This window comes from Alcaligenes sp. 13f, assembly GCF_020496585.1.
Classification (GTDB): Bacteria; Pseudomonadota; Gammaproteobacteria; order Burkholderiales; family Burkholderiaceae_B; genus Alcaligenes; species Alcaligenes phenolicus.
This window is the reverse complement of the sequence record NZ_JAHKKC010000006.1, coordinates 161,968-182,488: the sequence shown is the minus strand read 5'-3', so window position 1 is coordinate 182,488 and position 20,521 is coordinate 161,968. Positions and strand designations below refer to the sequence as shown.

Below are 20,521 nucleotides of genomic sequence, written 5' to 3'. Positions count from 1 at the left end.
AGTGCATTTAAGACATCAGTCCAGCTCATGAAGTACTCCATCCGATTGAGAATGGCGTTCAGTGTTGCAAAGGCACCCCAAGGTGTCGCTCGTTAACCCGAGTGCCACGGCCAGGCTTGCCGAAATGGAATTGCCAGAGATGGCACATTTCATGTACCAAAGTCTGCATGGTTTCGATCAAGGACACGACGGCAAAGTAGGCCGGGTTCATCACTATTTCGTCTGTATAGGTGCCTTGAGCATCTACAAATCGCAGGCTTGAGAAGTAGCCCAGTTTCATGGTCATCGCTACGTTTGCTTATACGGACTGTCCAAGTTCGTAGAATCTTGAGCGACATCTCATCGCTTGAACTGGGGGCCAAAAATTAGTCTTAGGGCGCTGAGCCCGGGGTTAATGAGCGAATTGATGCCTGCTGGGTAAAGATGTTCTTTGCTCTAACTCAAGCCAGATGCCTGACAGTATTCAAGCACTGGCACGCTGGATGATGTCGAATCCGATATCAATGCTTGTCTCTCGTGCCGATTTATTCTGCAGGCTGTCAATTAATAGTTGAGCCGTGATTTCGCCAATTTGGCGGCGATGTAGCCGTATAGTCGTTATTTTGGGTGAGGCGGCAGCCGCGATGGGTATGTCTCCTAATCCCATGACGGCTAACTGTTCCGGGACGTTCAGGCCCCGTTCTCGGCACTCAAACAGTACCCCGGCGGCCAGAAGGTCACTATTACAGAACACCGCGCTGAAATGAGCTTCTTGTTGTAGTAATCGAGTCAATTGAGGAGCGGCTGCCTCGATGCCAGCCGGTGGCGCTGTCGGAGCAGCAAATACCGTACCGCCTTGCGCATATACGGCCGATCGCAGCCCTTGTAAACGGGCGTGGGAGCGAGGTTCATCCGCTCCGATAAAGCCGATGTTGCGGTGCCCCTGCTGGCATAGATAATTGCCGGCCGTCTGACCGACAGCGAAGTTGGAAAAACCGACTTGCATGTCGATGGGATTAGGGAGCAGGTCCCAGGTCTGAACGACCGGAATGCCAGATTCGCGCAAGCGTTGCTCGATACTCGGGCCAGGCCCCTGGGGCGCGTGTGTGTGCCGTACATCGCCAAGTAAGACAACGCCATCAACCCGACGACCCAGGAATGTGTCTAACAGGTGAGGTTCACTTTCCTGGCGATAGTGGGTCTGTGCCAACAACAATTGGTATCCGCTGGCATTCAGACGTTCTGTCAGGGCTTCAATGGTTTCTGCAAAAACCAGATTGGAGATAGTTGGCACCATTGCTGCAATGATACGGGAGCGGCTGGAGGCTAGGCTACCGGCCATCAGGTTGGGGACGTAGCCCAATTGCGTGATGGCTTGCTGCACGGCAGCCAGGGTTTCTGTTGCCAGTTTGTCGGGCTGATTGATCGCGCGGGAAACGGTGACCAGGGAGACCCCGGCTACACGTGCCACATCACTCATACGGATCGTACCGTTAAAACTAGCGGATTTGCGTGGGTTATTCACTGTGTTTCTCAAAAGCTGACAACGCAACCCCCGTTGCAATGACACGATGGAAAGGGCCTGTTTTCAATGTGGCTCAGTATAAGCGTGCGCGGATAATCCGGCTCGAGTTTGAGCAGGAATGTGGTTAACTCCTTGGTTTATCCCACTAGGTGGGACAAATTTGCATTTCTGTGCAGCCGGGAAGGGAGCACGTATAGCGAATATGTATTTTGACGGCTTAATATGAAAGCGCTTTCATTGATCTGGTAGTGAACCAAAAAAAGTAAAGACAAGCCTTCGGGCGATAAGGAGACAAGACATGTTCGGCATTACTCGTCGTACCCTGCGCATAGCGATCAGGGCAGGCATAGCCACGTTGTTAATAACGAGTAGCAGCGTTGTCGTCGCCAATGATGACGACTACCCCAATCGCTCTGTGCGCTTGATTGTGCCTTTCCCTGCGGGAGGAGCCAGCGATCTGATGGGGCGTATTATGGGTGAACAATTAGGTAAGCAATTAGGGCAAGCCTTTGTGGTGGAGAACAAAGCCGGGGCTGGGGGCATTATTGGGACATCCGAGGTAGCTAGAGCCAAGGCGGATGGCTACACCCTGTTGCTATCGGGTATTGGCAGTAATGCCATCTTGCATGGTTACAAGCCTGCACCGAAATATGATTCGAAGAAAGATTTTGTGCATATTTCCCAATTGGCGGCTGGCCCCAATGTTTTTGTGGTCCATCCGTCTTTCCCGGCGCAGAACTTCCAGGAGTTCATTGCTTATGCCAAAGAAAATCCGGGCGTTTTTAATTATGGACAAGTCAACGCATCGTCTGGTCATCTGTCCAGTGAGTATCTGAAGCAGGCGGCGGGCATTGATATCGTCGGTATTCCTTACAGTGGCAGTGCGCCTGCTTTGACGGATGTACTGTCCAATCAGATTTCCGGCATGTTTACCAACCAGGATTCTGTGTACCCCTATGTGCAGAGCGGCCGCTTGCGGGCATTGGCGGTGACGGGAGCTGAGCGTAACCCCTTGTTTCCGGATGTGCCCACTGTAGCGGAATCGGGTTACCCAGGGTTCCAGGCTGTGTCGTGGTTTGGATTGTCTGCGCCCGCTGGAACGCCGCAAGTGGTTCTGGATAAGTTGGAGAAGGCCATGCAGCAAGGGTTTGCCGACCCGGCGGTTCGCAGCCGTTTGGAACAATTGGGTTTTGCGGTTGTGGCTTCCAATTCTCAGGACTTCAGTGCATTTGTCAGCCAGGAAATTGATCATTGGATGGAAGTAATCCGTGCATCTGGCATTCAGTTTGATTAGTGAGCTGATGGCAGGCTGGGTCAGGAGTGGCCCAGACCGTTTGTCCCCATGTTTTTGAAAGGAAGCAGAAATGGCTGTTGAGTCAAATGTTGTGTCGTATGCCAGGACGGCAGAGAATACCCGCACCGCAGCACAAAGTGGTGATCGTATCGAGTGGGTCAAGGTTTCCTTGATTTACTTGCCGCTTGCCACGCCGGTATCAGATGCCAAAGTGTTAACTGGTCGTCAGAAACCGCTAACAGAAATTGCTTTTGTCTTTGCTGAGATCCGTACGCGGGACGGGTATGACGGTATTGGCTTTGGATATTCCAAGCGGGCCGGTGGGCAGGGCATGTATGCGCATGCCAAAGAGATTGCGCCCAATTTATTGGGTGAAGACCCCAATGATATTTCCCGTATTTTTACGAAATTGCTCTGGGCGGGGGCCTCTGTTGGACGGAGCGGCATGACCACCCAGGCGATTGCGCCCTTTGATATTGCCCTGTGGGATATGAAGGCTAAGCGTGCTGGCTTACCGCTGGCCAAGTTGCTGGGCGCACATCGCGATTCGGTGCAGTGCTACAACACGTCGGGTGGGTTTTTACATACACCCTTAGAGCAAGTGTTGAAAAACGTGCAGATTTCTCGGGAAAGCGGTATTGGCGGTATTAAGTTGAAGGTGGGCCACCCTGATCTGTCGGTTGACATCCAACGGGTGGGCGAAGTGCGTGCCCTGCTGGGAGCAGACTTTCCGTTGATGGTCGATGCCAATCAGCAGTGGGATCGTCAGCAGGCCACCCGTGCTTGTCGAGCGCTGGAGGCATTTGACTTGACCTGGATTGAGGAACCCTTGGATGCGTATGACTTTGCCGGTCATGCGCAATTGGCAGACCGGTTTGATACGGCGATTGCAACAGGAGAAATGCTGACCAGTGCGGCTGAGCATGCTCAATTGATTCAGGCGGGCGGTGGGGATTTCATTCAGCCGGATGCACCGCGTGTCGGCGGTATTACGCCCTTTTTGCAGATTATGTCGATGGGGGCGTTGCAAGGTTGCAAGCTGGCTCCACACTTTGCGATGGAAATTCACCTTCATTTGGCTGCAGCGTATCCTATTGAGCCGTGGCTGGAACATTTTGAGTGGCTGGGGCCGTTGTTCAATGAGCAAATGCAGTTAAAAGAGGGTCGAATGCATGTCAGTGATCGGCCTGGGCTGGGGATCTCTCTGTCCGAGCAAGCGCTAGGTTGGCGTGCGGATTATCAGGAGTTCGATAACCAGCCCTGACCGGCTCATATCTAATGGGCTTAGCGGGTTTGCCCGTGCAGCCCGAGCACATGCTTCGCTGTGTTCGGGCTGTTTGCTGTTTGTATCAAGGTGGCATCGCCACTGGGTTGGGGCAATAGGACTGGTTAGCTTGTGGGCTGATGAAGATGTACTGACTTAGGCTAATAGTGTTAGCTTAAAGACTTGGCCGGACAATGGCGCATTGCCGAGCGTATCCAGCGCAACCGCTTGGCGGGCTGACACCACGAAGAGTTGACGTTCGTCATGCGAGAGGGCCAGTGCGGTGGGGCAGGGTACGGGCAGGCCAATAACACGATCCATGGCACCATCCGGGCTTAAGCGTACGATGCTCCAGCCGTCGCGTAACGCCGTCCAGACGCCGCCCTGCGCATCCAAAGCGAGCCCATTGAGCCTACCCGATCCTTTTGGGATAGAGGCCAGACGGCGTGGGGCTGGTCGTGCGGGACTCAAGATGAGAATGCTGCCCGATTCGGGTGCCGTGGCATATAAGGCGTTTTGAGGAGTGTGCCAGCATAAGTCCTGCAAGACTTCATTTAGATACCAGTGTATGCTCAGCCGTCCATCTGCCGTAATTTCGCCCACGGCGCAGCCTGAGCGTGTTTGCAAGGCCGCCCAGATCCGGCCACGATCATCTTGGCACAGCGCTTGCAAGACGCCTTGCGGCCAAGGGCGGGGACTGCGTTTCTGGCCCTGTAAGGACAGCGTGAAAGCGCCTTGTTCCTGTATCAGCAGCAGTTCATGGTCACGGACCAGTAGCCCAAGAATAGGCTGATCCACGCTAAGCAGTACCTGGTCTTCAAAGGTGCCCGTTGGAGTTTGTCGTGTGAGGTGCAGGGCAGGGGCCAGTACATCAGCCCAAAACAATTGTTGGCTTGGCGTGTGCCATTGGGCGTAGGCACCATGAAAAGCCCAGCGTCCGGATACCAAGCTCAGGTCCGTTGCATCGCAAAGGGGCGAAGACGTAGGTAATTGCGCGCCAATGCGTCGGGCAGCATCGGCCACTTCCGGGCCGAGTAGTGCCAGCCGCGCCTGTGTTAGGCGGTAGGCGGGGCCTGCGACACTGATGGCGCCGCGCACTTGTCCTTGCACGTCGATGATGGCTGCTCCAACGCAGCGTATGCCCAATACGTTTTCTTCGTCGTCCAGGGCATAGCCGCGTTCTGCGGTCAGGCGTAGTTCCGTGTTCAAGCGGCGGCGGTCGACAATGGTTTTGCTGGTAATGGGTTTGAGGGTGAGCGAGCGCACCAAGCGCTCACGATCTTGCTTGGGCAGCGTTGCGAGCATCGCTTTACCCTGACTGGTGCAATAAAGGGGTTTGCGCTGACCTGGGATGGCTGTAGAGCGTAGGTTGTGCGCGCCTTCGCAACGACTTAGCGACAAGGCATCCAGACCATCCAGAGTGGCAAGATAGGACGTTTCCCCAGTCAAATCACGTAATTGACGCATCTCCAGTGCCGCCGCAGCCTGGATGTCCGGTGCTGTGTGGATGGTCCCTGCTATTTTGAACCATCCTACTCCCAGGCAGTAGACCTTGCGCACCGGGTCACGCCACAGCAGGTCGCGAGCAAGCAGGGTAGACAGCAGTCGGTAAACGGTACTGCGTGGCAAGCCCAGTTGGTCGGCCAGCTCACGCTGGCTCAACCCTGTAGGCGTGCTGCCAACCGCCTCAATAACATCCAGGGCTTTGTCCAGTACCTTGGTTCCTTCTACGGACTGACTCATGGCATGCTCCTGCCCGTGTCGTGCTATGTGGCGTTTTGATCCAGCACCTTATCAGAGAGTGTCGTTCAGGATGTGCGTGACAGACTTTCACGCAGCCGGTTGCGGCTGCTGGACAGGTGCAGTCGCAGCAAGGCACGGGCGGCATCGGCATCATGTCGTTGCAGCGCATAGCAAATGTGCTCGTGTTCCGTTTCCATACGATTGCGCAATGCCAGTCGCGCTTTGTCATCCAGTTTTTGGGAGCGTAGCTGTGTGCGGGGGATCAGTAAGCCGCCAATATAATTAAAAAGCCGCACAAACTCCTGATTATCGGTCGCCTCCGCAATGGTGCGATGAAAGCGCAGGTCGGCCTCGAATGGTTCCCGTTGTTGATCAATGGCCGTCAGCATGTCGGCAATGGCTTGACGCATGTCATCAAGATGCTGTTGTGTGCGCCGTTGAGAGGCCAGCATCACGGCTTCGGACTCGACTGCCAGGCGCAACTCCAGCACATTCAATAAGGAGGCCGCCGCTGTCAGGCTTTCCGGACGGATGGCAAACGCATCGGTGACCGGTGCGATGGACTCACGCACAAAAATACCGATGCCTGGCACAGTGGATACTTTGCCACTGGCGCGTAAATTGGCGATGGCTTCGCGGACCACGGTTCGGCTGACGCCAAACTCGTCGACCATGGCTTGCTCACTGGGTAAGCGTTGGCCTTGCGGGTAAGTCCCGCTGCGGATGTTTTCCGCCAGAATGCGGGTGACTCGTTCAGTCAGTGTTTCGCGTCGGCTCATGTTTCTTCTAAATGGATATCTGTGGTTGGGTTTATCCCAGCGCTCATCATACGACAAAGCAGGATGGACGATGAAACTTGCTCGATGAGAAACCCGTAGGATGAGTGAGAGGGGCTATTTTAGGGGTGTTGAAAGGGCATCACCGTCTGAATCAGGGATAGTACTAGTATACCCATCATATGGCTTTCTATAAATTGTCATTAAGTATGATGTCATATGACTTGGCGATATGCCGCTCTTTCCTTCTATGAATACGTTGGCTGGTACATGCATGAAAATTGAAACAATCCAGGGTCAGGTGTTTGTCTTTCCATCCTATCGCTGCTCTGACAGTGCAGGTCATTCGCACCCGAGTGAAACGGTTACCGAAGCAAAAATGGCCCTGCTGACCATCACGGCGGATGATGGCACACAAGGCAGAATTCTAGCGCCTGTCGAGGTTATCCGACCATTTGTGTTGGACAGCTTTGCGCGCAAGGTGTTGATTGGTCAGGACCCCTTTGATCGGGAGCGCTTATGGCATGCCTTAGAGCAATGGCAGCGCGGTAGCGCCGGTCAGTTAACAGATCGGGCACTGGCCGCGTTCGAACAGGCATTGTGGGATTTGGCCGGGCGCAAGCTGGGTTTGCCTGTTTATAAATTGATTGGAGGCTTTCGGGACAAGGTGCCCGCTTATGGCAGCACGATGTGCGGTGATGAGCTCAAAGGAGGCTTGTCCACGCCTGATGAGTACGCCGATTTTGCCGTCAAGATGGTGAAGCGAGGTTACAAGGGCATTAAATTGCATACCTGGATGCCGCCGGTGTCCTTTGCGCCCAGTGTGGCGATGGATATCAAGGCGTGTGAAGCGGTGCGCGAGGCCGTCGGGCCTGATGTGCCCTTGATGCTGGATGGCTTTCACTGGTACAGCCGCATGGATGCTTTGACGATTGGCCGCGCCTTGGAGCGGCTCAATTTCACCTGGTTTGAAGAAATGATGAATGAGCAAAGCATCGACTCCTATGCGTGGCTGGCAGGCCAGCTCAATGTGCCGATTCTTGGGCCTGAATCCGCAGCGGGTAAGCATTGGGCGCGTGCCGATTGGGTACGGGCCGGCGCGACGGATATTTTGCGGGCGGGGGTTCCCGGCGTGGGTGGGATTGGCCCCGTGCTGAAAGTAGCGCATCTGGCCGAATCATTTGGCATGGATTGCGAAGTGCATGGCAGCAGTGCCGGCAACCTGGCCGCGTGCGCGGCCATTGCCAATTGCCGTTGGTACGAGCGGGGTTTATTGCACCCTTTCCTTGAGTATGACGAGCCGCCTCCGTACCTGAACACGATCTGGGATCCGATGGACTCGGAAGGATTTGTCCATCTATCGCAGGAGCCGGGGCTGGGCGAGGACCTGAACCTGGACTATATCGACGCCCATACGATCAGTACCTATTAATTGGCGTGTATTGTGCGCCCTGGTGGCGCACACCTTCCAAAAAAAAGGCAGGATGAAGGGGACATAAGGTGCAGAAGGTATCGGATCTATTTCACCGAGTTGGTGGTCATTCGGGACGCTTGGCTGGCAAGGTGGCGGCGATGACGACGCTGGCGGCGGCGGTCGTGTTGGCGTCAACGACGGGCGCATGGGCGCGCACACCGCCGGATCAGCTCATTATGGGCATGAGTATGAATAATGTGCTGTCGTTGGATCCTGCGGCAGCAACAGGTAATGATGTGGTGGAAATCATTGCCAATCTCTATGACTTTCTTGTGGAGCTGGATCCTGGCAATCCAGAAAATGTACAGCCCGGGCTGGCCTATCAATGGGAGGTGGATCCTGAGGGCCAAAGCATTGTGTTTCAGTTGCGTGAAGGGGTACGGTTTCAGTCTGGCAATCCCGTCACTGCACAGGATGTGGTTTGGTCTTTACAGCGCGTATTGAAGCTGAATTTGGCGCTGGCCAGCGCCTGGAAAAGCTACGGTTTTACCGCTGACAATGTGGATTCCCTGATCACAGCGCCCGATGAGCGTACCGTACGTATCGCACTGGCGCAGCCTATGGATCCCAAGTTGGTGATTTACACACTGGGAACCAGTGTTAGTGCCGCCGTACTGGATCGCAAGACCATCATGTCGCATGAACGCAATGGGGATATGGGGCACCGGTGGCTGAAAACACGTGCCGCCGGTTCTGGTGCTTTCACATTGGATGAGTGGCGCGCTAAAGATGTGTTGCTGATGAGTCGGTTTGACGCGTATTGGCGAGGCCCAGCCAACTTCAAACGGGTCGTGATGCGCCACATCACCGAGTCGCAGGCGTTGCGCTTGATGATGGAGCGTGGCGATATTGATATTGCGACAGGCATGTCACAGCCGGATATACGAGCCTTGCAGGACAATCCTGACTTAGGCAGTCAATCGGTGCGACGCGGCACGATGTATTACGTGGCCGTCAGTGCTAAAGAAGGCCCTTTTGCGGATCGCCGGGTGCGACAGGCGGTGCGAGTCCTGATTGATTATCAAGGTATTAATCGCAGCATCATGCCTGGTTATGGGAAGTTGCACCAACGCCCCGTGCAGATGGGGCTGGAGGCGACGCTGCCGGATCCGGGTTATCGACTGGATGTGGAGGCCGCCAAGGCCTTGCTGGCCGAGGCGGGCTATGCCTCTGGCTTTAGCACCACCATACGCGTGTTGGCGGATGCCCCCTTTATCAATATCGCGACCAGCGTTCAGGAAACGTTGGCGCAGGCGGGAATTGAAGCCGCCATATTGCCCGGTACAGGCAATCAGGTTTACGGCGCCATGCGCGAGCGCAAGTTCGACATCATTGTGGGACGGGGAGGGGGTGGAGCCGAGCCGCATCCGCATAGCAGCCTGCGTGCGCTGGTCTACAACCCAAACAATACTGATGCCGCCAAGCTGACCAACTTCCAGGGCTGGCGCACCTCCTTTCACAGCCCTCGGATCAACACCTTGATTGAGCAGGCTGTCGTGGAGACGGATGCGCGGCATCAACTGGCGTTGTACCAGCAGGCGCAGCAAGCCTACGACGACGAGGTCGGGGCTATTTTTCCGATTTCACAGATGGTTGACACGGCCGTTCATGCCCGTGATCTGCAAGGATATGTCGGGCATCCCGCCGCTACCACGCGCTATCACGGCGTCTGGAAAGCACGTTAGCACAACAGCTAGGTGCAAGCGGCTTTCCAAGGCTTTCGGATGGGTCAGCCGGGGAGCGTTGTGCCAGCAAAAAACAAGAGCAAGCGAGGAGTAGTCATTATGTCTCAGATAGCCTTGGCCCCAGGGGCGGGCAGCGCGGTGTGGGTGGCGGCTGCCATTCGAAAATTGATGTCTGTGGTGATCACGTTGTTGGGCTTGTTGGCCCTGACATTCATTATCGGACGGGTAATGCCGTTGGACCCGGTCTTGTCCATTGTTGGGCCGGATGCGGATCAATCGACCTACGATCAGGTGTATAGGCAGCTGGGTCTGGATCAGCCCTTACTGACGCAGTTCTGGCTGTATCTGAAAGGTTTGCTACAGGGAGACCTGGGTGACGCGATTTTGACGGGTAACGCCGTCGTGGCCGATATCGTGCGCGTGTTCCCTGCCACGCTAGAGCTGGCCAGTGTCGCCATTGTGGTCGGTGCGGTGCTCGGCATCCCGTTAGGCGTGTTTGCGGCAACACGGCAGGGACGCTGGCAGGACCAGGTGGTGCGGGTATTGAGTCTGGTGGGGTACTCCACGCCTATTTTCTGGCTGGGCATGATGGGATTGCTGGTGTTTTATGCCTGGCTAAATTGGGTGGGGGGCGTGGGCCGTATTGATCTGGCGTTCGACGGTCTGGTGCCGCGTCGCAGCGGCATGCTGTTGCTGGACTCGGCCTTGGCAGGTAACTGGGAGGCCTTTCGCAGCACCATTAATCATTTGTTGCTGCCAGCTTCAATCCTGGGCTTGAACTCCATGGCGTACATCGCACGTATGACGCGCAGCTTCATGTTGGCGCAGTTGTCACAGGAGTATGTCCTGACGGCGCGGGTAAAGGGGCTGTCCGAACGCCAGGTCGTGTGGCGTCACGCGTTTCGCAACATCCTTGTGCAGTTGTTGACGATTGTGGCGTTGGCTTACGGCAATTTGCTGGAGGGAGCGGTGCTGATTGAAACCGTGTTCGCTTGGCCCGGATTTGGCCGCTATTTGACTGACGGTTTGCTGCTGGGCGACATGAACGCGGTCATGGGGAGCGTCCTGGTGATTGGCCTGATTTTTATTGGACTCAATCTGCTGTCCGATGCGCTGTATCGCGTGCTGGACCCGCGTACTCGCCCCGCGTGAGTGTTGATTCTCTTCACGACTTTTTGACAGGAATACCCATGGCAGGAAATCTGACTTCTTCCCCGACTCTGCATGGCGCAGACAGGGCCCAGCGCAGCGTATTGTGGCGGCGTCTGGCGTCTCATCCCTTGGTTCAGGCGGTGCGCAAATTACGCCGCAACCGCCTGGCGATGGTGGGACTTTACGTGATCGTGGTACTGGTGCTGGTCGCCTTGTTTGCCCCTTGGTTGGCGACGCACGATCCTGTACGCCAAGATCTGGTCAATGCCTTGCAAGCGCCCAGCGCCGAGCATTGGCTAGGTACGGATGAATATGGCCGCGATGTGTACAGCCGTCTGGTGTATGGGGCGCGTATTACGCTTTACATCATCAGCATGGTGGCGGTGCTGGTGGGGCCGGTTGGACTGGCGATTGGCGTTATTGCCGGATATTTTGGCGGTCGTATCGAAGCTATCTTGATGCGCATAACTGATATCTTCATTTCCTTTCCCAGCCTGATCATGGCGTTGGCTTTTGTCGCTGCGATGGGGCCCGGTCTGGAGCATGCGGTCTTGGCGATTGCCTTGACGTCCTGGCCGCCTATTGCTCGTTTGGCACGGGCTGAAACCTTATCACTGCGTAATGCCGATTTCATTCATGTGGTGCGCCTGCAAGGTGCCTCGTCGGCGCGTATTTTGTTTCGCCATATTGCGCCGCTTTGTTTGTCTTCGGTTGCCGTTCGTTTATCCATGAATATGGCGGGTGTCATTTTGACGGCAGCCGGTCTGGGTTTTTTGGGTTTGGGTGCGCAGCCGCCTGTGCCAGAGTGGGGTGCGATGATCTCGACCGGGCGTAACTACATGCTGGAGTGCTGGTGGCTGGTTGCAGTGCCTGGGGCGGCGATTTTCATCGTGAGTTTGGCTTTCAATCTATTGGGTGATGGTTTACGGGATGTGCTGGACCCCCGGGCGTAAAAGGCAGGGAAGGTATATGCTCGCGCCGCGGTAGCAGGCGGGGTTGCTGGGAAAAAAGAAATAAGGAGACCGATGATGCAGGAACCGCAGTTAACGCTGGCGGATGTGCCAGGCCAGCCCTTGCTGGAGGTGGATGATTTACATATCCGGTTCGCCGGTGAGGACGGTCCGGTACATGCCGTGCGTGGGGTCTCGTTCACACTGGGGTGTGAGAAGCTGGCTATCGTAGGGGAGTCTGGCTCGGGCAAGTCCACGGTAGGCCGGGCAATCATGCGTTTGCATCCACGCTCAGCGCACATCACGGCGCGTCGTTGTCGTTTGGGGGGGACTGAATTGTTGTCACTGCCGGAACGGCAGATGCAGGCGATTCGTGGTCAACGTATTTCCATGATTTTGCAGGACCCGAAGTATTCGTTGAATCCAGTCATCAAGGTGGGCGAGCAGGTGGCCGAGGCCTATCGGGTCCATCATCGACTCAGTAAAAAAGAGCTGCGGGAACGGGCCTTGGGCATGCTGGAAACGGTTCAAATCCGTCATCCAGAACGTGTGTATGACTTGTATCCGCATGAAGTGTCGGGCGGCATGGGGCAGCGCATCATGATTGCCATGATGATGATCACACGTCCTGAACTGATCATTGCCGATGAGCCCACCTCAGCACTGGATGTATCTGTGCGTCAACAAGTGCTGTCGACTCTGGACAGGCTGGTCAGCGAGCACCGTATGGGGCTGATTTTCATCAGTCATGACTTGAATCTGGTTCGCCATTTTTGTGACCGGGTCCTGGTGATGTATGCCGGCAGGGTGGTGGAATCGATTGCCGCAGCCGATCTGGATCAGGCACAGCATCCGTATACCCAGGGATTGTTGGCGGCCCTACCACGCTTGAATCAACGACAGGCGCGTTTGCCCACCTTGCAACGTGATCCTGCGTGGCGTGATGCGTCAACAGTAGGAGTCGCGGCATGAGGACCGAACACACAAGCATGATCGAGATACAGCATTTGCATTTGAGCTTTGGTAGCAGGCAACGGCCCATTCATATCTTGAAGGACGTGAACCTGTCGATCAGCCCTGGAGAGTCCTTTGGTCTGGTGGGCGAGTCGGGCTCTGGAAAAAGCACGGTATTGCGTTGCCTAGCCGGTTTATTGCCGCATCGACGAGGTCAGTTGGCAATTGCCGGGCAGGCGCTGTCGGATGAACTGGATGTTCAGCGTTGCCGGTTGGTGCAAATGGTGTTTCAGGACCCGTATGGTTCTTTGCACCCTCGTCAAACGGTGGCCCGCGCTTTGTTAGAACCCTTGGCCATTCATCGCATGGATCAACGGGATGAGCGTATTGATACGGCCTTGCAGCAAGTGGGGCTGGATACTTCGTTTCGGGACCGTTTTCCTCATCAGTTGTCAGGGGGGCAGCGTCAGCGAGTGGCGATTGCTCGCGCCCTGATTCTGGAGCCGAAAGTACTGCTGCTCGATGAGCCGACCTCGGCGCTGGATGTCTCCGTGCAGGCAGAAATTCTGAATTTGCTGGCGGATTTGCGTGCTCAACAGGGGTTGACCTATCTGATGGTGTCCCACGACCTGAGTGTGGTGGCTCATTTGTGTGATCGTCTTGCCGTGATGCAGGCCGGTGAAATTGTCGACGTGCTGGATGTGCATACGTTAACGAGTGCATCGGCGCGGCACCCTTATACCCGCTTGCTGATTGACGCCAGTCAATGCGTGACGGGTGAGCTGGATCAAGCGGCTGTGGCCGGAGACGAATTCAGCATTGCCGGGCCGAGCACCCGACAGGCAGTGGGAAAAGCCATGCCTGCCTAAGCTCGGTGAGCAGCTCCCTGAAGTAACGGGGCTGTCTCTTTCATTTGATGCCTCGGCACGTACAGCTAGCCAGAGGCGCTCTTCACTATGTTTTGACGCCTATTGCGCCTGATCAGGTGCAAGGGCGTTGCTTTGCCTGCGCAAAGACAGGGAAGACGGGTTGTTTGGTCGATGGCAGGCGCCTTGTCAATAGAAGAAAATGGAGACAAAACCATGAGCTATCTTGTTATCTTGCGGGAGCACACGGGCAGGGGCCCAGTTCAAGACAGGCGGGTTATACCGGCTGGGGGCAGGTCGGTCCGCCCTCGTGTCGTGTGTGCTTTGGTCTTGGCGGCAGCGGCTGTCGGACACAGCGGGGCAGCCTATGCCAGTGGCAGTGTGTTGTATGGTCGGATCGATTTGGGCTTGCGAAATATGAAGGATGTTAAAGCGGGGGCGCGTAGCTCGGATCTGCATATGGATGATAGTTCGCGCGGCCGGTTCGGGATTAAGGGGGAAGAGGATCTAGGCAATGGGTTCAAGGCTTTTTTTCAGTTTGAAAACCGTTTTTATGGGTATTCGGGCGAGCAGGATGGCGAACAGCTTTGGAAAGACAAAGCCTGGCTAGGGCTGGAAAAAGAGGGGATGGGCAGTTTGCGTATGGGGCGTATGAGCAGCCCCATTAATGACCGGGGGGTGAATGGTCGGTTTGAAGCCTTTGATGGCAATACCCTGGCAGGAATGGGTGGGCGCGGTGCCGCACAAGTGACGAAATGGGATAACACTTTGGCGTTACGATCGGCGTATTTTGGGGGCTTTAGCGCTTCGGCAGCGTACTCGTTTCGGGAAGGCCAAGACCAAAAAGATGCCTATGGCGTATCGATGGAGTACATGAATCAGGGGTGGACGGTGGCTGTGTCCTGGCAGCAGGATACGAGCGAGGCCAAGGGGGGGACGCCAGCGGATCATTGGCAGACCGCGGCGTTAGCAGCTCTGTATAAAACGGATGCCTATCGTTTGTATGGCATTGCGGCACATAGCTGGGATATTGGGGTCACAGATAAAGGACGCGCACGCACCTACACAGTAGGTTTTGGCATCCCGATGGGACCAGGCGAAGCGCGTGCGTCCTATCAAGCCAGTATGCAGCGTTATATGAATGGTGTGGATCGTCGTAAAGACGGGCAACGCCACCGCCTGGGCGTGGGTTACGCCTATCCGCTGAGCAAACAGACATCGGTCAATGTGTCGGTGCTACATGATCGTTATCAGGATGCGGCCGTGGGTCGGAATACCGGAACGGGCTGGGAAATAGCGCTACGTAAGAACTTTTAGGATCATGCCGACGTCAGCCCAGCAGGACTGGCGTCGGCAGAACAAGGGCTGGGCTCAGCTCATGTAGGGGGTGTCGGCCAAGCCTTTAACGCCTGGCCGAATGGCAAAAACCGCTCCCGCCAGTTCTTCTTGCCCTTTAGGGACGTTTTGGGGGCGGATCGATGTAATAACCAGTGTATCTAGATGTGGGCCAGCAAAGGCGCACATGGCCGGTTTGTCGACTGGCACGGTAATAGAACGATCAAGCTGACCTTCCGGCGTAAAGCGATGTACCAGCCCTGCATCATTTCCACATATCCAATAGCAGCCATCCTCATCGACTGCGGCGCCATCCGGCCGACCAGGGTAGTCATTCATATCAATGAACAGACGTCGATCCCCCAGCGTGCCGTCGTCGTGTAAGGGAAACGCCCAAACTTTTTGGACACTGGGATGTGAGTCAGATAAATAGAAGGTTTTTCCGTCCGGGCTGAAGGCGCTGCCATTAGGGGTGATGAAACCCTCCAGAACCAGGCGGGTTTGATCGTCTTGCGTGACATACAATTGCCCAGCCGCTTGCGCCAGACCCATTTTTTTCACCATGGTGGTAGACCAGAATCGGCCTTGCCGGTCCGTGCGGCCATCATTAAAGCGCATATTGTCGTGCGGATGTTGGGCTTGATGCAGGAGCTGGTGGTTAAATCGGCCGTCCGATCGGGGCACCAGCCGGAAAATACCGCTGGTCATGGCAGCAATCAGGCCGCCTTGGGCATGTAGGGCAATGCAGCCGGCAGGCTCATCAAGAGGCCAGGTTTGAATCTGCTGCTTGTCCCAGGAAAGTGCGTGCAGGCGCTGGGCATCGATGTCGGTCCACCAGAGCGTGTGCGTTTTTTCGCACCAGACCGGGCTTTCACCCACGATGTCTTGAGTGTTGACCAGCAGTGAGGCGTTGGAGGGTGCTGAGGTCATGATCATCCTTGAAAAATGGCTCAGTGAGCGTGTTGGGGTCAGTCGAACGGGCCGGTGCGCACAAAAGCGCCGCCTTGGAATAGGGCGGCAGGATCATCAGGCTCGGCCAGGGAGTGTTGAGCCTGAACCTCAGCCTCGAACAGATCCGAGCTGTCTTTCGGTTTGTAGCCCAGATGACTGGCGTGTCGGTTGTCCCACCAGCGGATCGCGTTGTCTGATACCCCGTAGATGATGGTATGCCCAACACACGGTGTGGTCAGGGCGCGGATCAGCAGTTGCTCCAGGTCGTCGTAACTGAGCCAGGTTGCTAACATGCGGCGGTCTCGTGGCTTAGGGAAGGAGGATCCGATACGGATGCTGACCGTTTCAATACCATAGCGGTCGTAATAGAACTGGGCGAGGTTTTCGCCAAACGCTTTGCTCACGCCGTATAGGCAGTCTGGTCGTAGGGCGGACTGGGTATGGACGACTTCATTTTGCTTATAGAATCCGGTCACGTGGTTTGAGCTGGCAAACACAACGCGTTTGATACCCTGCTTGCGGGCCGCTTCATAGAGATTGTAGGCGCCCACAATATTGGCCTGCAGTATCAGGTCAAAAGGCTGCTCCGTGGAAATGCCGCCCAGATGAATGACGGCATCAACGTCTTTTAGCAAGGACAGTACAGCCTCTTTGTCCTGTAACTCAGCCAGGCAAATTTCCTCATGGGGCTGTGCCGTGCCAAGTTCGGCTCGATCACTAAGGCGTAGCACTTGGGTATAAGAGGGCAGGCGTTGTCGTAGTTCTGCCCCCAGACCGCCAGCAGCACCTGTCAGTAAGAGGCGATGGAAAAGAGGGCGAGGCAAGCTTGTGTTTGTCATAGGGAATGTCTCTTTGTTAGGTAGTAGTATGTCTTGATGGTTATTTGTATGACATCATATGGCATGGTGGAAGAGTAAATCAAGGCCAAACCGCATCAAGGTGTTTGACCGATCTTTATTGTTAGGTCACGTGCCGGTGCAGTGGGGCAAGATATAAAACAGCTCAGCCTGATGCGCTTGATCCAAGGCCGCCGTAATTTCGCCCACTGCAAATGGGTGGCGGATCAGGGGTCAGGTGTCAAAAAGTTCATGCGCAGCAAGGTATCGCAGGCAATTTCCACAATGGCATCAATGCGGGAATTATGCGTTGCCGTCAGGTAGGAAATATAGAATTGTGCCGGCTCGATACGAGGATCGCACGGCAGTGTGCGCACCGTGCCATGAGCAATCATGTCGCGCAATAAGGGCAGGGGCAAAATTGAAATGGCATTGCCTGATGCAGTCAGCTTGGCAATTAAGGACAGGGAGTTGCTGGTATTAAGAGACTGGATTTGTGCGCCGCCTGCTGTCAGCCAGCTTTCTACAACAGCATGGAGCGTTGACGGGGCCGAGTGCGTGGCAATACTCATACCATTCGTATCTTGGGGGCGGAACGGGTCGGCATGGATAGGCAGTGAGGGCGAGGCCACCCAGGCAAACTGCATCCAGCCCAGGAAGCGATTGGTAATCTCCGGCCCGGTAGAGGGGTTGGTCAACAGAGCCACATCCAGCTCTTTGGCGTTGAGTTTGCTGTTCAGAATGGAACCGACATCCATCGTAATTTCCAGATCCAGCGAGGGGAAGTGCTCTTTGATCTGGGTGATGACAGCGGTCAAGCCCACGGTTGCCGAACATTCGTCCGCCCCAATACGCAGTTTGCCGGTTAGATCGCGACTTTTACGGAAGTGTTCCAATTGGCGGCTGCTGTGCAGCGCCTGTTCTGCATAACGCAATGCAGCCAGCCCGGTTTCGGTCAGTGTGACGCGTTGTCGTGAGCGTTCAAACAGTTGCGCTTCCAGCGTGGTTTCCAGCTCGCGGATACGCGCAGAGATGGCAGGTTGCGATAGATGCAAGTGCCGGGCAGTTGCATGAATGCTGCCCAGATGCGCGGCCCAATAAAAGGCTTCCAACTGACTTAGGGTAATCCGCATGATAAAAAAATTCTCTCAAGTTGGCGGAGATTATTGATTATTAGCGGCCGAATCTTGCGTGATATTCTGCCCTGCACTTGGTTCCGCTATTCCTTCGGCCTTCATTATAGTGACACATCTGGCATGTATCTGATTCACGCATTACCTCCCTCCATTCCGGCTCAAGATCTCGACTTTCTGGCTCGTGCAGAGCCCGCCACTATTGGTCATTTTCAATCCATGGGTTTTATGGATGCGGGCATTCGTGCTCACAGCCAGGATATACGCGTGGCCGGGACGGCGGTGACGGTACAGATGCCGGGCACGGACGGCGGTATTTTGCATCACGCTATGGGCTGTGTGCGTCCAGGTGATGTCCTGGTCATTGATCGCTGCGGTGAAGCCGTGACGGCCAGCTTTGGCGGGGCGATGGCCTATGCGGCCAAGCAGGCTGGTGTGGCCGCCCTGATCGTTGATGGCTTGGTGACGGATCTGGGGGAGCTGCGTCAGCACGGCGTGCCGGTCTGGTCGCGTGGCCCCTCGGTGGTGACGACGCGTGTGTTGGGGCTGGATGGCGAATTTTGCGGCACCATCAACTGCGGTGGCGTCTCTGTACGTCCCGGCGACGCCATCTTGGCGGATGAAAATGGCGTGCTGGTCTTGCCTCGCGAGCACATACACGCCGCCGCCCAACAAGCGATTGATTTTCAAGAGCGGGAGAAGCTGACGCTGGCCCGTTTGCGAGCAGGGGAGAAGTTTCCCGATATCGTGGGATCGCGTGACATTATCGAGCGCAATCGCGCGCTTAGCACGGTCTAAAAGGAACAGAACGTGGGGTCTTGGTTTCCACGTTCAACATTCTGCCAGATGGCAGGGAGGAGAGATTCATGAAAACAATCATAGGCGCCATGTTGCTGGCTACTGCCCACCTAGGGGCGATGGCCGCTGATTTGCCCAAGACCCATTTCAAAGTTGTGGGCGGCGGCAGTCATAACTACACCTTTGGCGCAGTGGAAAAACCGTTCTGGGATACCACCTTGCCAGAGGCCTCCGGCGGGCAGATTACCGCAGACTTAACGGGTCTTTCTGAAAGCGGCTTGAAAGGGCCGGAAGTGATTCGTTTGATGCGCACCGGTGCGCTGGATATTGGCATGGGCGTTTTTGCCTATGTGAGTGGCGATGACGTCTTGTTTGAAGGGGTGGATTTGCCAGGCATGGCACCCGATATTGATACCGCACGCAAAATTGCCCAGGCTTATCGCCCTGTGCTGGACCAGCGCATGAGTGAGCGTCACGGGATCAAGTTGCTCTCGACCATTGCCTATACCGCACAGGTGTTTTTTTGCCGTGAACCTGTTTCTAGCTTAAGTGAGTTGAAAGGACGCAAGATCCGCACTCGTGGTCGCAATATGGCCGACTATGTCAGCGCGTTGGGCGGCACGCCGGTGACTTTGCCCTTTGCTGAGGTCGTAACCGCCTTGCAAACCGGCGTGATCGATTGTGCGGTCACGGGTATTGGGTCGGGTAATGCCGCCAAGTGGTTTGAAGTGGCCAACAATCTTTACAACCTGCCCATTGATTGGTCGATTGGTTTCTACGGCATTGGCATGAAGCGTTGGCAGCGACTTGATCCGGCTGTCCAGGCTTTCTTGCAAGAGCAGGCCAAGGTGCTGGAGGATCGTCTGTGGGAAGAGACCAAGCGCGAGAACGATTTCGCCCTGTCCTGCAACACGGGTCAAGCTGAGTGCCAGATTCACGAGAAAGCATCCATGACGGCGGCGGCACCTACCGAGCAGGAGCAAGAAGAGCTGCGCAAAGTGGCTCAGGGCATTGCTCAGCAGTGGGGCAAGAGTTGTGGCAAGGACTGCGTAAGTCAATGGAATGATACGGTCGGCGCAGTCGTCGGTGTCACTATCGAGTAAGTCAGCAGAGGGCGACGCACGCGGGGCAGTTGCCCAATGCGTGCGTCACGAAGGATAAGACAAGAGAAGGAGTGGGTGTGGAGCGAGAGACTTTAGCGCCGGTGCGCGTGTTGAATAAAGTAGCCGGGTTTGGTACTTGGATTGGAGGCATCTGCTTAGTGGTGTCGTCCTCGCTTATTGTGGTGGATCTGCTCCTGCGCAAGTTCGTGGGGTGGTCCTTGGGCGGAGCCGATGAGATTTCAGGGTACGTGCTGGCTATTGTCAGTGCGTGGGCATTTCCCATTACCTTGCTGCGTCGCTCCCATATTCGGGTTGATGTGGTGTATACCCACATGCCGCGAGGCGTCCGGGTTGCCCTTGATCTGTTTGCCATGTTGTGCCTGGGGGTGTTTATCGGCGTGGTGACCTATCACGCCTGGCAGGTGCTGATGGACTCCATCATGTTCAAGTCCGTCTCTAATACACCGTTGCAAGTACCGCAATGGATCCCTCAAACATTGTGGTTCGCCGGGTATTTGTTTTTTCTGTTCACAATCGTGGTCCTGCTAGCGTGTTCCATATGGTTGCTTGCTAAGCGCAAATCGCGTGATGTTGGCCGTTTAATCGGTATTCATTCGGTTGAAGAAGAGATTCAGGAAGAGGTCCATCCGGACGATATTGCGTACGTCGCAACGGCAAATCAGGCGAAGCAGGAGAAATAAAT

General features: G+C 55.6%; 18 protein-coding genes and 1 pseudogene. 12 read left to right on the top strand and 7 right to left on the bottom strand.

The window, feature by feature from the left end; translation table 11 throughout:
* Positions 1-88 precede the first annotated feature (88 nt).
* Positions 89-271: pseudogene (locus KOE80_RS07160) on the bottom strand (SprT-like domain-containing protein); the annotation flags it as partial.
* Positions 272-463: 192 nt separating this feature from the next.
* Entirely contained in the window at positions 464-1,504 is a 1,041-nt protein-coding gene (locus KOE80_RS07155; protein WP_226348742.1) for a LacI family DNA-binding transcriptional regulator, read from the bottom strand.
* Positions 1,505-1,802: 298 nt separating this feature from the next.
* Between KOE80_RS07155 and KOE80_RS07150 the strand changes: the two genes are divergently transcribed.
* Positions 1,803-2,798, top strand: a complete 996-nt coding sequence (locus tag KOE80_RS07150) for a Bug family tripartite tricarboxylate transporter substrate binding protein (RefSeq protein WP_226348741.1) — start codon at positions 1,803-1,805, stop codon at positions 2,796-2,798.
* A 70-nt stretch (positions 2,799-2,868) separates the two neighbouring features.
* Positions 2,869-4,062: an L-talarate/galactarate dehydratase gene (locus KOE80_RS07145; protein WP_226348740.1), complete on the top strand. Its 1,194-nt coding sequence runs from the start codon at positions 2,869-2,871 to the stop codon at positions 4,060-4,062.
* 156 nt (positions 4,063-4,218) lie between these two features.
* Here KOE80_RS07145 and KOE80_RS07140 read toward each other — a convergent pair whose 3' ends face one another.
* Complete coding sequence (locus tag KOE80_RS07140; RefSeq protein WP_226348739.1) at positions 4,219-5,805, bottom strand: IclR family transcriptional regulator C-terminal domain-containing protein; 1,587 nt, start codon at positions 5,803-5,805, stop codon at positions 4,219-4,221.
* 65 nt (positions 5,806-5,870) lie between these two features.
* Positions 5,871-6,584 carry a FadR/GntR family transcriptional regulator gene (locus KOE80_RS07135; protein ID WP_226348738.1) on the bottom strand — a complete coding sequence of 238 codons (714 nt, stop codon included), beginning with the start codon at positions 6,582-6,584 and terminating at the stop codon, positions 5,871-5,873.
* Positions 6,585-6,855: 271 nt separating this feature from the next.
* On the opposite strand from KOE80_RS07135, the gene KOE80_RS07130 reads away from it, so the two are divergent.
* From KOE80_RS07130 to KOE80_RS07100, 7 genes are all read left to right on the top strand, one after another.
* A complete protein-coding gene (locus KOE80_RS07130; protein WP_226348737.1) occupies positions 6,856-8,013 on the top strand; it encodes a mandelate racemase family protein in 1,158 nt (385 codons plus the stop codon).
* Between the two features lie 68 nt (positions 8,014-8,081).
* Positions 8,082-9,740 carry an ABC transporter substrate-binding protein gene (locus KOE80_RS07125; protein WP_226348736.1) on the top strand — a complete coding sequence of 553 codons (1,659 nt, stop codon included), beginning with the start codon at positions 8,082-8,084 and terminating at the stop codon, positions 9,738-9,740.
* Positions 9,741-9,839: 99 nt separating this feature from the next.
* Positions 9,840-10,892 carry an ABC transporter permease gene (locus KOE80_RS07120; RefSeq protein WP_226348735.1) on the top strand — a complete coding sequence of 351 codons (1,053 nt, stop codon included), beginning with the start codon at positions 9,840-9,842 and terminating at the stop codon, positions 10,890-10,892.
* 38 nt (positions 10,893-10,930) lie between these two features.
* Positions 10,931-11,845 (top strand): ABC transporter permease, encoded by a 915-nt coding sequence (locus tag KOE80_RS07115; protein WP_226348734.1) that lies wholly within the window; start codon positions 10,931-10,933, stop codon positions 11,843-11,845.
* A gap of 72 nt (positions 11,846-11,917) precedes the next feature.
* Positions 11,918-12,814: an ABC transporter ATP-binding protein gene (locus KOE80_RS07110; protein WP_226348733.1), complete on the top strand. Its 897-nt coding sequence runs from the start codon at positions 11,918-11,920 to the stop codon at positions 12,812-12,814.
* A complete protein-coding gene (locus KOE80_RS07105) occupies positions 12,811-13,665 on the top strand; it encodes an ABC transporter ATP-binding protein (protein WP_413228923.1) in 855 nt (284 codons plus the stop codon). Before KOE80_RS07110 ends, KOE80_RS07105 begins: the two co-directional genes overlap by 4 nt.
* 171 nt (positions 13,666-13,836) lie before the next feature.
* On the top strand, positions 13,837-14,979 hold the full coding sequence (locus tag KOE80_RS07100; protein ID WP_319002385.1) for a porin: 1,143 nt from the start codon (positions 13,837-13,839) through the stop codon (positions 14,977-14,979).
* A gap of 54 nt (positions 14,980-15,033) precedes the next feature.
* On the opposite strand, the gene KOE80_RS07095 is transcribed toward KOE80_RS07100, so the two are convergent.
* From KOE80_RS07095 to KOE80_RS07085, 3 genes are all read right to left on the bottom strand, one after another.
* A complete protein-coding gene (locus KOE80_RS07095; RefSeq protein WP_226348731.1) occupies positions 15,034-15,927 on the bottom strand; it encodes an SMP-30/gluconolactonase/LRE family protein in 894 nt (297 codons plus the stop codon).
* A gap of 38 nt (positions 15,928-15,965) precedes the next feature.
* Positions 15,966-16,787, bottom strand: a complete 822-nt coding sequence (locus tag KOE80_RS07090) for an NAD-dependent epimerase/dehydratase family protein (protein ID WP_226348730.1) — start codon at positions 16,785-16,787, stop codon at positions 15,966-15,968.
* 224 nt (positions 16,788-17,011) lie between these two features.
* Complete coding sequence (locus KOE80_RS07085; protein ID WP_226348729.1) at positions 17,012-17,917, bottom strand: LysR family transcriptional regulator; 906 nt, start codon at positions 17,915-17,917, stop codon at positions 17,012-17,014.
* Between the two features lie 123 nt (positions 17,918-18,040).
* Here KOE80_RS07085 and KOE80_RS07080 point away from each other — a divergent pair, with 123 nt between their 5' ends.
* The 3 genes from KOE80_RS07080 to KOE80_RS07070 all read left to right on the top strand — a co-directional run bounded on the left by KOE80_RS07080 (position 18,041) and on the right by KOE80_RS07070 (position 20,519).
* Complete coding sequence (locus KOE80_RS07080) at positions 18,041-18,715, top strand: RraA family protein (protein WP_226348728.1); 675 nt, start codon at positions 18,041-18,043, stop codon at positions 18,713-18,715.
* Positions 18,716-18,783: 68 nt separating this feature from the next.
* Entirely contained in the window at positions 18,784-19,818 is a 1,035-nt protein-coding gene (locus KOE80_RS07075) for a TRAP transporter substrate-binding protein (protein WP_226348727.1), read from the top strand.
* 161 nt (positions 19,819-19,979) lie between these two features.
* Complete coding sequence (locus KOE80_RS07070; RefSeq protein WP_226348726.1) at positions 19,980-20,519, top strand: TRAP transporter small permease subunit; 540 nt, start codon at positions 19,980-19,982, stop codon at positions 20,517-20,519.
* The last annotated feature ends 2 nt before the right edge of the window (positions 20,520-20,521 follow it).